The 15,394-nt window shown below is 34.9% G+C and carries 12 protein-coding genes; 11 read left to right on the top strand and 1 reads right to left on the bottom strand.

Annotated elements, in window-relative coordinates; translation table 11 throughout:
* Positions 1 to 54 precede the first annotated feature (54 nt).
* Together prfB and H9636_RS01850 are read left to right on the top strand one after the other, a co-directional pair.
* Positions 55 to 1,159 (top strand): peptide chain release factor 2 gene (gene prfB, locus H9636_RS01855; protein WP_191706185.1). Its coding sequence is split into 2 segments (ribosomal slippage): positions 55 to 126 and positions 128 to 1,159, totalling 1,104 coding nucleotides; the frame shifts between segments, so codons are not numbered across the junction.
* A gap of 349 nt (positions 1,160 to 1,508) precedes the next feature.
* Positions 1,509 to 1,892, top strand: coding sequence for a hypothetical protein (locus tag H9636_RS01850; RefSeq protein ID WP_191705957.1), 384 nt, complete (start codon positions 1,509 to 1,511; stop codon positions 1,890 to 1,892).
* Here the strand turns inward: H9636_RS01850 and H9636_RS01845 are convergent.
* Positions 1,871 to 2,377 carry a competence protein ComK gene (locus tag H9636_RS01845; protein WP_191705956.1) on the bottom strand — a complete coding sequence of 169 codons (507 nt, stop codon included), beginning with the start codon at positions 2,375 to 2,377 and terminating at the stop codon, positions 1,871 to 1,873. The genes H9636_RS01850 and H9636_RS01845 overlap by 22 nt on opposite strands.
* 343 nt (positions 2,378 to 2,720) lie before the next feature.
* On the opposite strand from H9636_RS01845, the gene H9636_RS01840 reads away from it, so the two are divergent.
* The 9 genes from H9636_RS01840 to H9636_RS01800 all read left to right on the top strand — a co-directional run bounded on the left by H9636_RS01840 (position 2,721) and on the right by H9636_RS01800 (position 15,298).
* Entirely contained in the window at positions 2,721 to 2,987 is a 267-nt protein-coding gene (locus H9636_RS01840; protein ID WP_191705955.1) for an IDEAL domain-containing protein, read from the top strand.
* A 449-nt stretch (positions 2,988 to 3,436) separates the two neighbouring features.
* Complete coding sequence (gene uvrB, locus H9636_RS01835; RefSeq protein ID WP_191705954.1) at positions 3,437 to 5,419, top strand: excinuclease ABC subunit UvrB; 1,983 nt, start codon at positions 3,437 to 3,439, stop codon at positions 5,417 to 5,419.
* 6 nt (positions 5,420 to 5,425) lie between these two features.
* Complete coding sequence (gene uvrA / locus H9636_RS01830) at positions 5,426 to 8,293, top strand: excinuclease ABC subunit UvrA (RefSeq protein ID WP_191705953.1); 2,868 nt, start codon at positions 5,426 to 5,428, stop codon at positions 8,291 to 8,293.
* A 92-nt stretch (positions 8,294 to 8,385) separates the two neighbouring features.
* On the top strand, positions 8,386 to 9,591 hold the full coding sequence (locus H9636_RS01825; RefSeq protein ID WP_191705952.1) for an SHOCT-like domain-containing protein: 1,206 nt from the start codon (positions 8,386 to 8,388) through the stop codon (positions 9,589 to 9,591).
* Between the two features lie 439 nt (positions 9,592 to 10,030).
* A complete protein-coding gene (gene ftsE, locus H9636_RS01820; RefSeq protein ID WP_191705951.1) occupies positions 10,031 to 10,717 on the top strand; it encodes a cell division ATP-binding protein FtsE in 687 nt (228 codons plus the stop codon).
* Positions 10,707 to 11,603, top strand: coding sequence for a permease-like cell division protein FtsX (gene ftsX, locus H9636_RS01815; protein ID WP_191705950.1), 897 nt, complete (start codon positions 10,707 to 10,709; stop codon positions 11,601 to 11,603). Before ftsE ends, ftsX begins: the two co-directional genes overlap by 11 nt.
* A gap of 69 nt (positions 11,604 to 11,672) precedes the next feature.
* Positions 11,673 to 13,010, top strand: a complete 1,338-nt coding sequence (locus H9636_RS01810) for a murein hydrolase activator EnvC family protein (protein WP_318240981.1) — start codon at positions 11,673 to 11,675, stop codon at positions 13,008 to 13,010.
* Positions 13,011 to 13,193: 183 nt separating this feature from the next.
* Positions 13,194 to 13,763, top strand: coding sequence for a peroxiredoxin family protein (locus H9636_RS01805; RefSeq protein ID WP_191705949.1), 570 nt, complete (start codon positions 13,194 to 13,196; stop codon positions 13,761 to 13,763).
* A 95-nt stretch (positions 13,764 to 13,858) separates the two neighbouring features.
* Positions 13,859 to 15,298, top strand: coding sequence for a S41 family peptidase (locus tag H9636_RS01800; protein WP_191705948.1), 1,440 nt, complete (start codon positions 13,859 to 13,861; stop codon positions 15,296 to 15,298).
* The last annotated feature ends 96 nt before the right edge of the window (positions 15,299 to 15,394 follow it).

Genomic DNA, 15,394 nt, shown 5'->3' with positions numbered 1-15,394 from the left:
CTTTTGATGTTACGGTTCTCTCAATTTAATAAAAAGTACGGAGGATTATTAATGATTGAATTATCAGATGTAAGAAATACGTTGGAAACTACAGCCTCAAAATTGGCGGACTTCAGGGGGTCTCTTTGACTTAGAAAACAAAGAGGCACGTATACAAGAGTTAGATGAAATGATGCTTATGCCGGATTTTTGGAATGACCAAAATGCGGCGCAAACAGTCATTAATGAAGCAAATAGTTTAAAAGCTATCGTAAATGAATTTAATGATTTAATTATGACCCATGAAAACTTAGAAATGACGTTAGAACTTTTAAAAGAAGAACCAGATGACGATTTACAATCCGAATTGGGGAATGAATTAGAAGAGTTCCAACGAAAAATGGATAATTTTGAGCTTCAAATGCTCTTAAGTGAACCATACGATAAAAATAATGCAATTTTAGAACTTCATCCAGGCGCAGGTGGAACAGAATCACAAGACTGGGGTTCGATGCTATTACGTATGTATACTCGTTGGGCTGAAAAACGCGGCTTTAAAGTTGAAACAATGGATTACTTACCTGGTGATGAGGCAGGCATTAAATCTGTTACTTTATTAATACAAGGACATAATGCATACGGCTATTTAAAGGCAGAAAAGGGCGTACATCGTTTAGTACGTATTTCACCCTTTGACTCAGCTGGACGTCGTCACACTTCCTTTGTTTCCTGCGATGTTATGCCAGAGTTTAATAACGAAATTGAAATTGAAGTTCGAACAGAAGATTTGAAAATTGATACGTATCGTGCAACTGGCGCAGGTGGTCAGCACATCAATACGACCGACTCTGCTGTTCGTATAACGCATATTCCAACAGGTGTAGTTGTTTCTTGTCAAGCGGAGCGCTCCCAAATTAAAAACCGCGAAAAAGCGATGAGCATGTTAAAAGCAAAGTTATACCAATTAGAAATTGAGAAACAACAAGCTGAATTGGCTGCTATTCGTGGAGAACAGAAGGAAATTGGTTGGGGTTCTCAAATTCGTTCTTATGTATTCCATCCTTATTCAATGGTAAAAGACCACCGTACAAATTTTGAAACAGGTAATGTTCAAGGGGTAATGGATGGGGATTTAGATGAATTCATTAATGCCTATTTACGTTCGCGTATAGGACAGTAATTAAACTAAAAAAACAAACCTTTTCGGTAAGGGGGAAATCCTTTACCGAAAAGGTTTTTATTATTTTTCTATTTAATTGGCTAATAATAAGAGACGGATATTTTTTTGTTTAAGTGATTGTGAATGAATCTTAGCTGTATTGTAATTTCATCGGTTATTAGCAACAAGCTTTACATAGAGAAAGTTTTAGTATCGTTCATAACTTTTCCTGTAGTATAGCTTTCTTTTCGAAAGAGTACCCTCTTTTAGACATACTATTATTTTCCTGTATTCTGCAATTGCATTTTTTAAAATTTGTTGTAATATAATTTATAAGAACAAGTGTTCTATCATTTAGGAGGGGTTTTTAATGGCACATATTCCCATTGAAACTGTCCCATATCTGGAAGCGGCCATCTATTTACCGATGCTATTAATCGTTTTAGAAAAAGACCATGCACAAATAGAAAATGGGCAGTTTAAATTAAAGCGTCCCTATATTTATTTAATTGACGAAGCGAGAAGATACGCAGAAGATGATCTAAAAAAAACTAAGGACTATTTGAAAAATCATCAACTTCGGGTTGTTCAAGGTAATCGAGATGAATTGTTTACTGAGTACCAATTCCATTACAGTAAGATAATGGAAGTAAGAAGATATTCAAATATACGACTTCGAAATCAAGTTGAAGATTTGCTTAAGTATTATTTAAATAAAGCTTCAACAATTGATCAGAAAGGCAATTCATTTTGAATAATTAATCGCTGATTAGCAGCATATTTTTGCAACAATGTTGCACATACGTATTGGGAGCAGAAGGATGAGTAATTAATTTGTAGAACAAGTTCTTTTCCATTTTTTAAAGTAATTTCGGTAAAGTCTTTTAAACGGCGAATATTAATAATCGCATGAAGTCCAATCCAAACATTACTAGGTGACGCAGGAGATAAAAGTGGGAAGAAGACACAAGGTATCCCATAATCATGAGAAATAATAATAGGTAATTTATGTTTCTCTTTTCCAAAGAAGCGTTTAGCAATCATACGTGCTGCATTATAATTACTGCCCATTGCGTAACAGGATTTACGTACTATGGAAAGAGGTTTTCTTTCGACAATAATCTCTCCGTTTTTGTCGTAAACGCGAGAGTATAGTTTTTCTCCATGGTTCATAGGTTCGATTAAATAAGTATTAAAAGAGATATGATAAGAATTAACAACATTTACATCTTCCAACATAAACATTTCCTCCTTTTCAATATCTAATTAATGCTATATAACCGATTCAAGAAAATCATAATATGATATTAGAACTATTTCAATGGGAAATTTTGAAAAATTCTTAAATTTAAATTTTTTCCGTTTTAAAATTAATAAAAAATAAATTTTAAATTAGAAAGTTTTGATAAAAAATTTACTAAAAAGGTCCTCAATCTATTAACTCTGTTGGAAAATATGCAATGAAATTAAATTAATAGTTACCATTCCCCATTATAAGAAAAAATCACATATTTTTCAGAATATATTGCAAATTGATAACCGATTTTTTATAATAGAAAAAAGGGAATCGGGGTGATTATCGATGGATAAATATTATTCATACACAGATTTTCTTAAGGCAGTTGGACACTATCAACATGCAAACGAATCTGAAAAATTATTGAATGACATTTATTTAGACTTGTTTTTAAACCGCATGCAAAGATTGCAAAGAATTGAGCAGTTGAAAGATCTCATCGATAGTGCATTAGATGAAAGAAATGAAGAAGCGTTTTATAGTTATACAAAAGAACTGAATGAGTTACAAGAATCTCAAGAGTTGGACGAATCGCAAGAGACATTAATGTAACATAATAACAAATTTCATAAGCCGCCTAGAGGTAGCTATCTATGTCCGAATGTAACAATTGGGTAGATATTTTACTTAAAGGCGGCTTAGTTGTTTCTAGAACTCCACGAAAGCGGAGAAAAAGAATGATTTATTGAATACTCCCTTATAGATTCTCTGCCTAATGCCACTATTATTAATATTTACAAACTAAAGTAGCCTTAGACGGGGAATGATGAGATTAGATTTTTCTAAAATATGTTAAAACGACTATCAATGCAATATTGTTTGCATTGATGGTCGTTTTTCGTTTGTAAGTTTTAATAATAGTCGTTTATGGTAAAAATTAGTATTAAATCATAAGGAAAACAATATTTTTAAGAATATACGTTCGCTTATTAATCGTATTTTTCGATAGGATATGCTAAAATTTATTCATAGAACATTTGGGTGGAAAGGACGAACGATAAATGACCGAAATTTTTGAATTGCATTCTGCCTATAAACCGAGCGGAGATCAGCCTAATGCTATTGTAGAACTTGTGAATGGCATAAAAGAGGGCAAAAAACATCAAACATTGCTCGGGGCCACTGGTACGGGGAAAACATTTACGATTTCAAATGTTATAAAAGAGGTAAAGAAGCCGACGCTCGTTATCGCACATAATAAAACTTTGGCGGGCCAACTTTATAGTGAGTTTAAACAGTTTTTTCCAAATAATGCGGTGGAATATTTTGTAAGTTATTACGATTACTATCAACCAGAAGCGTATGTACCACAAACCGATACATACATCGAAAAAGACTCAAGTATTAATGATGAAATAGATAAATTAAGACATTCGGCAACATCTTCATTATTTGAGCGGGATGATGTTATCATTATCGCTTCCGTTTCTTGTATATACGGTTTAGGGAATCCAGAGGAATATCGTGAAATGGTTGTTTCACTGCGAACTGGAATGGAAATAGAACGTAATCAATTACTACGAAAATTAGTAGATATTCAATATGAAAGAAACGATGTGAACTTTACTCGTGGGACGTTCCGTGTTCGTGGAGACGTGGTCGAAATATTCCCAGCATCACGGGATGAAAAATGTATTCGAGTCGAATTATTTGGTGATGAAATTGAGCGAATCCGAGAAGTGGATGCTTTAACAGGAGAAATTATAGGTGATCGGGAGCATGTAGCGATTTTCCCAGCTTCCCACTTCGTTACCCGGGAAGAAAAGATGCGGAAGGCGATTGAAAATATTGAAAAGGAACTTGAACAACAGTTAGCCAAATTCCGAGCAGAAGATAAATTGCTTGAAGCGCAACGTCTTGAACAACGAACAAATTACGATTTAGAAATGATGCGGGAAATGGGTTTTTGTTCGGGAGTTGAAAATTACTCCCGTCACTTAACGTTGAGAGAAGCAGGAGCAACACCATATACGTTGCTTGATTACTTCCCAAAAGATTTCCTATTAGTAGTGGATGAGAGTCATGTTACATTGCCGCAAATACGGGGAATGTATAATGGAGACCAGGCTCGAAAAAATGTATTAGTTGAGCACGGATTCCGTTTACCTTCCGCTTTGGATAATAGACCGTTAAAATTTGAAGAATTTGAACAACATGTTCATCAAGCTATTTATGTTTCTGCCACACCTGGTCCATATGAGATAGAGCATACACCAGAAATGGTAGAACAAATTATCCGACCAACTGGATTATTAGATCCAACAATCGATGTCCGTCCAATTGAAGGACAAATCGATGACTTAATCGATGAGATAAATGAACGAACAAGAAAACAAGAACGAGTGCTCGTTACGACATTAACAAAGAAAATGGCGGAAGATTTGACGGATTACTTTAAAGAAATGGGAATTAAAGTAGAATATCTTCATTCAGAAGTAAAAACGCTAGACCGAATTGAAATTATAAGAGAGCTTCGAAGAGGCACATATGACGTATTAGTTGGAATTAACTTATTACGGGAAGGTTTAGATATTCCAGAAGTATCGCTTGTAGCAATTTTAGATGCGGATAAGGAAGGATTTTTACGGTCTGAACGTTCTTTAATTCAAACAATTGGCCGCGCAGCTCGAAATGCAAATGGTCATGTCATCATGTATGCAGATCATATAACTGATTCGATGAAAAAAGCGATTGATGAAACAAAACGTCGTCGAACTATCCAAGAAGCATATAACAAAGAGCATGGTATAACGCCAAAAACAATCCAGAAGAAAATTCCAGAATTAATTCGCGCTACACAAGCAGCAGAAGAGGAAGAAACTTACGTTACTAAAGTAACGAAAGGTAAGAAAATGACGAAATCTGAAATTGAAAAACTGATTGCATCTTTAGAATTAGAAATGAAGGAAGCTGCTAAAGCCCTTGATTTTGAACGTGCAGCAGAATTGAGAGATACGATATTTGAGTTGAAGGTGGAAGGGTGATCAATAGTGAAAAATACTGAAATTGTTGTGCAAGGTGCACGTTCAAATAATTTGAAAAATGTTAATGTAACGATACCCCGAGATAAGCTAGTAGTTATAACTGGCTTATCAGGTTCAGGGAAGTCGTCCCTTGCTTTTGATACGATTTATGCTGAAGGACAGCGGCGTTATGTCGAATCCCTTTCTGCCTATGCTCGTCAATTTTTAGGTCAAATGGATAAGCCAGACGTTGACCTAATAGAAGGCCTATCACCAGCTATTTCTATTGACCAAAAGACAACTAGTCGAAACCCACGTTCAACAGTTGGAACAGTAACGGAAATTTATGATTATTTACGATTGCTTTTTGCTCGAATTGGAAAACCAATTTGTCCAAACCACGGAACTGAAATTGCCTCACAAACAATTGAGCAAATGGTAGATCGATTATTAGAATACCCTGAGCGTACGAAAATGCAGCTATTCGCACCAATCGTATCGGGTCGAAAGGGAACCCATGTTAAACTAATTGAAGATTTGAAAAAACAAGGATTTGTTCGTGTTCGAATAGATGGAGAAATGCGGGATTTAGATGATTCCATTGAACTTGATAAAAATAAAAAACATAACATTGAAGTAGTAGTCGATCGAATTGTGATTAAAGAAGGGATTTCTTCCCGTCTAAGTGATTCTTTAGAAACGGCATGTAAACTAGCTGATGGAAAAGTGATTGTGGATGTGATGGAACATGAAGAGTTACTGTTTAGTGAACACCACGCTTGTCCACTATGTGGTTTTTCCATTGGTGAATTAGAACCTCGTATGTTTTCATTTAACAGCCCATTTGGTGCTTGTCCATCCTGTGACGGTTTAGGAACTAAACAAGAAGTGGATCTTGATTTATTAATTCCTGATTGGGAGAAAACGTTAGAAGAACATGCGATTGCAGCATGGGAGCCAACAAGTTCTCAGTATTATCCTCAGCTTTTAAAAGCGGTTTGTGAGCACTACGGAATACCGATGGATGTTCCAGTATCACAAATACCAAAAGGTCAAATGGATAAAATTTTATATGGTTCCGGAAAGGAAAAAATTCATTTCCATTATGAAAGTGAATACGGCAGTGTCCATGATAAGGAAATTGAATTTGAAGGAGTCATTCGTAATATTGAACGACGATACCGTGATTCTACTTCCGATTACGTAAAAGAACAAATGGAAAAATATATGACCCAACAACCTTGTCCAACGTGTAAAGGGTATCGATTAAAGCCTGAAACATTGGCGGTAAAAGTAGAAGGATTACACATTGCTGAAGCAACAGAACATTCGATTGGCGATATGTTTGAATTTTTCTCTACATTAACCCTATCAGAAAAGGAAATGCAAATCGCTCGATTAATCATTCGTGAAATTACTGAACGGTTAAGTTTCCTTATAAATGTTGGCTTAGATTATTTAACATTATCAAGAGCAGCAGGTACATTATCCGGTGGAGAGGCACAACGAATTCGATTGGCAACGCAAATCGGTTCCCGTTTAACAGGGGTATTATACATTTTGGACGAGCCTTCCATCGGACTCCATCAACGAGATAATGATCGTCTTATCGCAACAATGAAAGAAATGCGGGATTTAGGTAATACACTAATTGTCGTTGAACATGATGAAGATACGATGTTGGCGGCGGATTACTTAATCGATGTTGGTCCTGGAGCAGGTGTTCATGGTGGAGAAATTGTAGCCTCTGGTACACCTAGTGAAGTGATGGAAAACTCTTCGTCTATTACAGGACAATATTTAAGTGGAAACAAATTCATTCCCCTTCCGATAGAACGCAGAAAATTAGATGGACGTAAACTATCAATCAAAGGGGCAACTGAAAATAATTTAAAAAATGTAAATGTCGATATTCCTCTAGGACAATTCATTGCCGTAACAGGTGTATCAGGTTCTGGGAAATCTACATTAATTAATGAGATTTTATATAAAGCCCTTGCACAAAAATTAAATCGTGCCCGCTCAAAACCAGGTGCCCATAAAGACATAACAGGAATCGAACAATTAGATAAAGTAATCGATATTGACCAATCACCAATTGGTCGTACACCGCGTTCAAATCCTGCAACCTATACAGGCGTTTTTGATGATATTCGTGATTTATTTGCTTCAACGAATGAAGCGAAAGTTCGTGGTTATAAAAAGGGCCGTTTTAGTTTTAATGTAAAAGGTGGACGCTGCGAAGCGTGTCGTGGTGATGGTATTATAAAAATTGAAATGCACTTTTTACCTGATGTCTATGTTCCTTGTGAAGTTTGTCATGGAAAACGTTACAATCGTGAGACTTTAGAAGTTCGCTATAAGGAAAAAAATATCGCAGAATTATTGGATATGACGATTGAAGATGCGGTAGTATTTTTCGAAAATGTCCCTAAAATTCAAAGAAAACTACAAACGATTGTGGATGTAGGTCTTGGATATATGAAACTTGGACAACCTGCTACTACATTATCAGGCGGAGAAGCACAACGAGTTAAACTGGCATCTGAATTACATCGACGCTCCACTGGGAAATCGTTTTATATTTTAGATGAACCAACAACTGGTTTACATGCCCATGATATCGCCCGTCTTTTAAAAGTGTTACAAAGACTAGTAGAAAATGGTGACACCGTTCTTGTCATTGAACATAATTTAGATGTTATTAAAACAGCAGATTATATTATCGACCTTGGACCAGAAGGCGGAGAAAATGGTGGAACGATTATTGCTACGGGAACTCCTGAAGAAATAGCCGCCCATGAAAAATCTTATACTGGACAATATTTAAAACCAATTTTAGAACGAGATCGAAAACGTATGGAATCACTTTTAGCTGAGGCTTCTAATAAATAGATGGAACAACTGTCTATAGGAAAAGAGAAATGAAACTTTTTAGCCACCCTCTTCGTATATTAAGTATACAAATTAGAGGGAGGCTTTTTTTTATGGAAAATGAACGTAAACGCATATTAAAATTAGTTGAAAATGGAACAATCTCAGCTGAAGAAGCGATTGTTTTACTAGAGGCGTTAACAAAAGAAAAGGATTCCACACAATTAACGAATGTTCCTCTAACAACAAATTCTGAAAAAACAAATGATTCAGAGCAAACTGAAGCATCTCAACAAACAGAAGAAGAATCGAAAAAAACTGGTTTTGAAGATATATTTGGCAAAGCGTTTCAAAATAAAGAAGCTAACAAAAAAATGGATGAATTCATGAACGATCTGAAACAAGATTTATCTCAATTTAGCAATCGGGTAGCAGGGCTGATGAATTCTACGTTTTCTAAAATTAAAGACTTTGACTTCGAATTTCCTTTTGGAGAAAAAGTACAATTCACCAAAACTTACGCCTATGAATCAGATGAAATAAAAGGCGTTGAAATTGAAATACCGAATGGGAAAGTAGATATCGTCAAATCAGAAGAGAATCAATTTTTAGTAGAAGCCCAAGTAAAAACTCCTTTGAATGATCATGATGAAGAAAAAACGAAAGAACAATTCGAAGAACGACTTGTTCAATTAGTGGATGGTAAATTAACAATTTCTGTTTCGACAAAATTGTCTCAAGTTTCATTACGCTTAGTTGTACCAGAGAAGTTATATGATGTCGTTTTAGTACGTTTGTTAAACGGGGCTGTTACAGTTCAAAGTGTTGATGCGAAATTAATTAAATTAAAAACGTATAATGGGGCAATTAAAGTGAATCAGTCTTCCTTTGAACATGCGACGATTGAGACGGGAAATGGGTCTATTGAACTTCGTGATGTCATCGGGGATGATTTAGAAACGGAATCAGTAAACGGACGTATTTATATCGATGGAGAACTACAAGAAGTTGAAGCGGAGTCGGTTAACGGTACACTAGTAATTACGACGAATGCGAAAGATGCACGGAAAGTAAAAGCCCAAACCGTGGCTGGTTCTGTTGAGTTATATGTTCCCAAATCCATATCCCTTGATGGTCAAGTAACAACAAATTTTGGAAAAGCAGATGTTGGCCTTTCAGATGTTGTGATTAGATCCGAAGAAGATCAATTTTTATTGAAAACATTGTTTTTTGAGAAATTAATCGATAATGCAAATATTTTAAAATTATCGGGTGAATCTCGTACTGGAAGTATTATTGTAAGATATATTGCAGAATAAGTAGCACAGTTTAAATAAATCAAAATTTAAAAAACCAAAAATGTTAGATTTATGTTTAACATTTTTGGTTTTTTTATTTTCTATGACGAGGTGATTCTTACAGTATACAAAATATTAAAATAACTAAATAAATGTTCCGTTTTTAACTATCCATTTTTTAACATATTTGAAGATATAAACATTTTATCCTCTACTAAAGAACTATAAAAATTTTGTCAATTTATATAAAGATAGGTTAGAAAATAATATGAAGAAATTGTAAAAGATAGAAAATTGTAATACGATATCACTAGAAAAATGTAATATATTGACTAAAATAGGTAGATGGACTCTAAATATGAAACGAAAATGTAATAAAAATAAAGAAAAGGAATGTTATAATAGATAATGTGTGAATGAATAGATAATGAATTTAATATGAATATAGGTGGTTTAATTAATGATACAGATGAATAACGTCGTGAAGAAATATCCGAATGGTGTTGTTGCAGCTAACGGAATTTCTGTTGATATAAAACAAGGTGAATTTGTCTATGTGGTTGGACCAAGCGGTGCGGGAAAATCTACTTTCATTAAATTAATGTATCGTGAAGAAAAACCAACATCCGGTGAAGTAATTATCGCTGGAACAAATCTATCAACTTTAAAGAATCGACAAGTACCATATTTAAGAAGACAACTTGGTGTTGTATTCCAAGACTTTAAATTGTTACCAAGATTAAATGTTTATGAGAATGTGGCCTTTGCCCTTGAAGTAATTGAAGAGCATCCAAAGACAATTCGTAAGCAAGTAATGGATGTATTAGATTTAGTAGGTCTAAAACATAAAGTTCGTATGTTCCCAAATGAACTTTCCGGCGGTGAGCAACAACGTGTCTCAATAGCGAGATCGATAGTAAATATGCCGAAAGTTGTCATTGCGGACGAGCCTACAGGAAACTTAGACCCTGAAACTTCATGGGAAATTATGAATATTTTCGAAGAAATTAACGCTCGTGGAACGACAGTCGTGATGGCGACACACAACAGAGAAATTGTAAATGCAATTCGTAAACGAGTAATTGCAATTGAAGGCGGCTTAATCGTCCGTGACGTAGACGGAGGTGATTACGGTTATGAAGGGTAGAACGATTAAACGGCACTTCCGAGAAAGTTTTAAAACACTTAGTCGTAATGGTTGGATGACATTTGCTTCCATAAGTGCTGTAACCGTAACATTACTATTAGTTGGTGTATTTGCAATCATCATGATGAACTTGAATAAAGTGGCAGATGATATTGAAAATGATGTGGAAATAAAAGTATTAATTGACATAATTGAAGATCCGAATCAAGCAAAAGAAGCAGAAGATAAATTAATTAGTGACATAGAAAAATTACCAGAAGTTAAAGAAGTGAAGTATTCCTCAAAAGAAAATGAATTGAATTTATTAATTGAGGATTTCGGTGATGATTTAAGCTTATTCGAACAAAGTAATCCATTACGAAATGTTCTTTATGTAAAAGCTTCGGATCCACAGCAAACAGCAAAAGTAGCTAAGAAAATTGATGCTTTAGACAATACATATGAAGTTGTGTATGGTGAGGGGAAAGTAGAGAAACTATTTAGCTTCTTAAACACAAGTAGAAATGTCGGTCTAATTTTAATTGTAGGCTTGCTATTTACTGCTATTTTCTTAATTTCTAATACGATCCGTATTACCATTATTGCCCGCAGAGACGAAATCGAAATTATGAAACTAGTAGGTGCTACAAATGCGTTTGTAAGAATTCCGTTTGTTTTAGAAGGAATGTGGCTAGGAGTATTAGGTTCCATCATTCCGATTGCTGTTGTATCGATTGTTTATTACAACGTTTACAACGTTTTACAACCTAGATTGCACGGTGAGTTAGTACAACTTTTAGATTTATCGCCGTTACTATATCAAGTAAATGCATTAATTATAGTACTTGGTATTTTCATAGGGGTTTGGGGAAGTTTCATGTCCGTTAGAAAGTTCTTAAAGATCTAAGATCTAACGGTCTTACATATGCGAAAAAAGTTGAATAATGTGCATTTAAGTTGAAAGGAGTCATCTTTTGTGAAAATAAGAAAAAAAACGTTTCCAATTTTTGCTTCAGCCGTAGCATTAGTATTTGCTATCCAAATGCCAGCTACATATGCTGAAAGTTTAACTGAATTAAAAAATGAAAAATCAGAAATTGAAAATCAAAAAAGTGAGTTAAAAAGCCAAATTAATGAAAAATCTTCTGAGATTAATGTTTTAGAGGACAAGCAAAATCAATTGATTGCTCAAATTTCCAATTTAAACAGCGAAATTTCAAAGACAGATAATGAAATTATTGCTGTAGAATCTGAAATTACTGAAGCAGAAGAAAAAATCGAAACGTTAAAAAAGGAAATCAAAGCACTTGAAGAAAAAATCGAACAACGGGATAAATTACTTGAAGAACGTGCACGCGCACTTCAAGCAAATGGATCTGTTAGCTATATCGATGTTTTACTAGGTGCAAATAGTTTCGTAGATTTCATTGACCGTTTTTCTGCCGTTAATACTTTAATGGATGCGGACCGTCAAATTATTAAAGAGCAAAAAGAGGATCAAGAAAAATTAGACCAACAAAAAGTAACAGTTGAAAAAACAAAAGATGAATTAGAAACAAATAAATCAAAATTACAAAGTTTAAAAGCTTCCCTTGATTCTCAAAAAGCAGAGAAAGATAGATTAGTAAAAGAACTTGAAAAAGAACAAAGTCAAATTGCTAATGAGAAAAAAGTGTTAGAAGAGCATTATGAAGAAGCGGTAGAAATTAGCGATGAGCTTAATGCTCAAATTGCAGCTGAGCAAAAAAGATTATTAGAAATTGCTCGCCAGCAAGAGTTACAAAAGAAAAAAGCAGCTGAAAATGCTAAAAAGAATAATAATAGTAATAGTGGAAGCAGTAATAGTGGAAGTAATAATAGTGGAAGCAGTAATAGTGGCTCAACACCAGCTGTTTCTTCAGGAAATTGGACAAAACCTGCTAATGGTCGATACACTAGTCCCTATGGAGTACGTATTCACCCAATTACAGGGGAGCGTAAAATGCACTACGGAATCGATTTAGCAAATAGTACAGGCACTCCAGTAGTTGCAGCAGCAGATGGCGTTGTAAGTTATGCAGCACCTTTATCCACTTTCGGTAATGTTGTTATGATTACTCATTCCATTGATGGTCAAATTTACACTTCTGTTTATGCACATTTAAATTCAATTAATGTAAGTGTAGGTACTCAAGTATCTAAAGGTCAACATATTGCTGGTATGGGGAATACTGGTGGATCAACGGGAACACACTTACACTTTGAAATTCATATCGGTACGTGGGTAAGACAAAGTGTTGGTAGCGTTAACCCATTAAATTATATCTCTTTATAAATATTTTGCAGACTAGTTGTGTGTTCACAACTAGTCTGCTTTCTTTTTGTTCAATACTTCAATCGTATGGTCAGACTCAAATCTGTGTTATTCTAATGGAAGGTAAATGAAAATTGATAGAGTATTACGACATAACTCATCGTTTTAAAACATATCGTTAATAATTTTTTTGGAGAGTAGAATATGAAGAAAATGATTGGCCTAATCATCATTATGGTACTTGTCGTCATCATGCTTACAACTTATATAAAAAAACAAGTTGATAAAAGTAAAGAAATTGATGAGAATGCCATTGGTTATGAAATAGACTTAGAAAAAGAAGGATTAGAAAAGGGACAATTAGCACCTGATTTCACATTAAAAACTTTATCTGGTGAAACCTTTCATTTATCTGATTTAAAGGGAAAAAAGGTTGTTTTAAATTTCTGGGCAACATGGTGTCCACCTTGTAAAATTGAGATGCCTCATTTACAAGAATATTACGAACAATATGCAAAGGAAGAGGACTTTGTCATTGTTGGAGTGAATTTAACTCATACGGAGGTTTCCAAAGAAAAGGTAAATCAATTTGTAGATAGCTATGAACTAACTTTTCCAATTCTTTTAATGGAAGAAAAGGGAGTGGATGACCTTTATCAAATATTAACCATTCCATCCACTTTTATGATTGATTCAGAAGGGCGTATTCAAAATCATATTGTTGGCCCCCTCGATCAAAATAAATTAGAGGAATACGTATCAAACTTAAAGTAAAGTGAAGTTTAAACAAAGATAAAATATAAAATTCGGCTTTTCCGATGTGTTATCTCCTTTTGTTTTTTCATAGATTGAACGAGAGGAGGTTATTCATGCGAAAAAGTCGAATTTTTTTATCACTAACTTTACTTTGTGTCGCTACCGCTGGTGGTTTCACTTGGTTTAATTTAGATGGTGATAATACTGAATCAAAGGTCAGCAACGTATCTGTTATTGACCAAGCCTACTCCCTGATTACTCAAAAATCAGTATATGGTACAGAGGAAGAAGAGTTGATTGAGGGAGCGATAAGGGGGATGGCGAATGCTATTCAAGACCCATATAGTACGTACTATACAGAAAAGGAGGCGGCTATACACAAGCAATCGTTGGCAGGGCAAAGGGTTGGAATTGGAATAGAGATTACAGAAAAAAATGGGAAGTTTATCGTCGTAGCACCCGTGAAATCTTCTCCTGCAGAAAAAGCCGGTATCCGACCGTTCGATGAAATTGTACAAGTCGATGATCAACGTTTGGAAGGAAAAACAATGGGCGAATTAATGCAAATGATCCAAGGAAAAGCTGGTGAAAAAGTTACTCTCGTGTTATACCGTCCAAGCACAGAGCGTCATATTAAAGTTACTGTGGAACGAGCAGAGATGAATAATGAAACCGTTACTTCAAAAGTACTAGAATTAGATGAAGCGAATATAGGATACATCTCCATTTCAATGTTTGGTGAAAAAACAGCAGAAGAATGGGTTAAGGCGACTCAAAAACTAATTAGTGAAGATGTGGAAGGATTTATAGTTGATTTACGTGATAATCCTGGAGGATATTTACATAGCGTAGCTGCTGTCGTAAGTAGTATTGGAAAGTCAGGTACTACATTTGCCTATATGCAAAATGGCGCTGGAGAGATGGAAGCGTTAAAAACGTCGAACATTGAGGCAGAGGAAGTCTATTTAAACACAATGAAAAAACTACCTATTATCGTCCTGCAAAATGAAGGAAGTGCTTCAGCAAGCGAAGTAATGGCAGGAGCTGTTCAAAGTTGGGAACGAGCAATCATTGTAGGATCGAAAAGTTTCGGAAAAGGAACAGTACAAGAAACTTGGGGACTAGAAAATGGTGGAGAATTGAAACTTTCTACGAATAAATGGCTGACACCAGAGAGAGAATGGATTCACGGAAAGGGCATTCAGGCTGATGTGGAGGTAGAACAACATCCTCTATTTTTATTAGAACTTATTCCATTAAGTGGGGAATTTGGTGAAGGCGACTTTAGTGAAGAAGTTGCCTATACTCAAAAGGTATTAAGTGGTCTTGGCTACAGCATAACGAGAACCGATGGATTCTTTGATAAGGATACGGCAGAGTCAGTCGTACAATATCGAAAGAAAAATAAATTAAAGAATGGCCGTCACATGGATGATGAATTTTTTGCTAGTATTAGAGAGCAAGTAACATCTTATAAGCAAAATATGGAAAATGATGTACAGTTAAATATGGGAATTAGTGTCATGTTAAATCGATTAAAAGGTGATATTTAGTTAATTATAGTAAGGGAATTGATTTATCATTAAACTGCCAAAATCATATTTCACCGCGAAATAGTTAGTTTTTATCTACGCAATTGGTAATTCGTT

Origin of the sequence: Ureibacillus galli (assembly GCF_014836845.1) — a bacterium.
Classification (GTDB): Bacteria; Bacillota; Bacilli; order Bacillales_A; family Planococcaceae; genus Ureibacillus; species Ureibacillus galli.
This window is presented reverse-complemented; position numbering and strand designations above follow the sequence as displayed.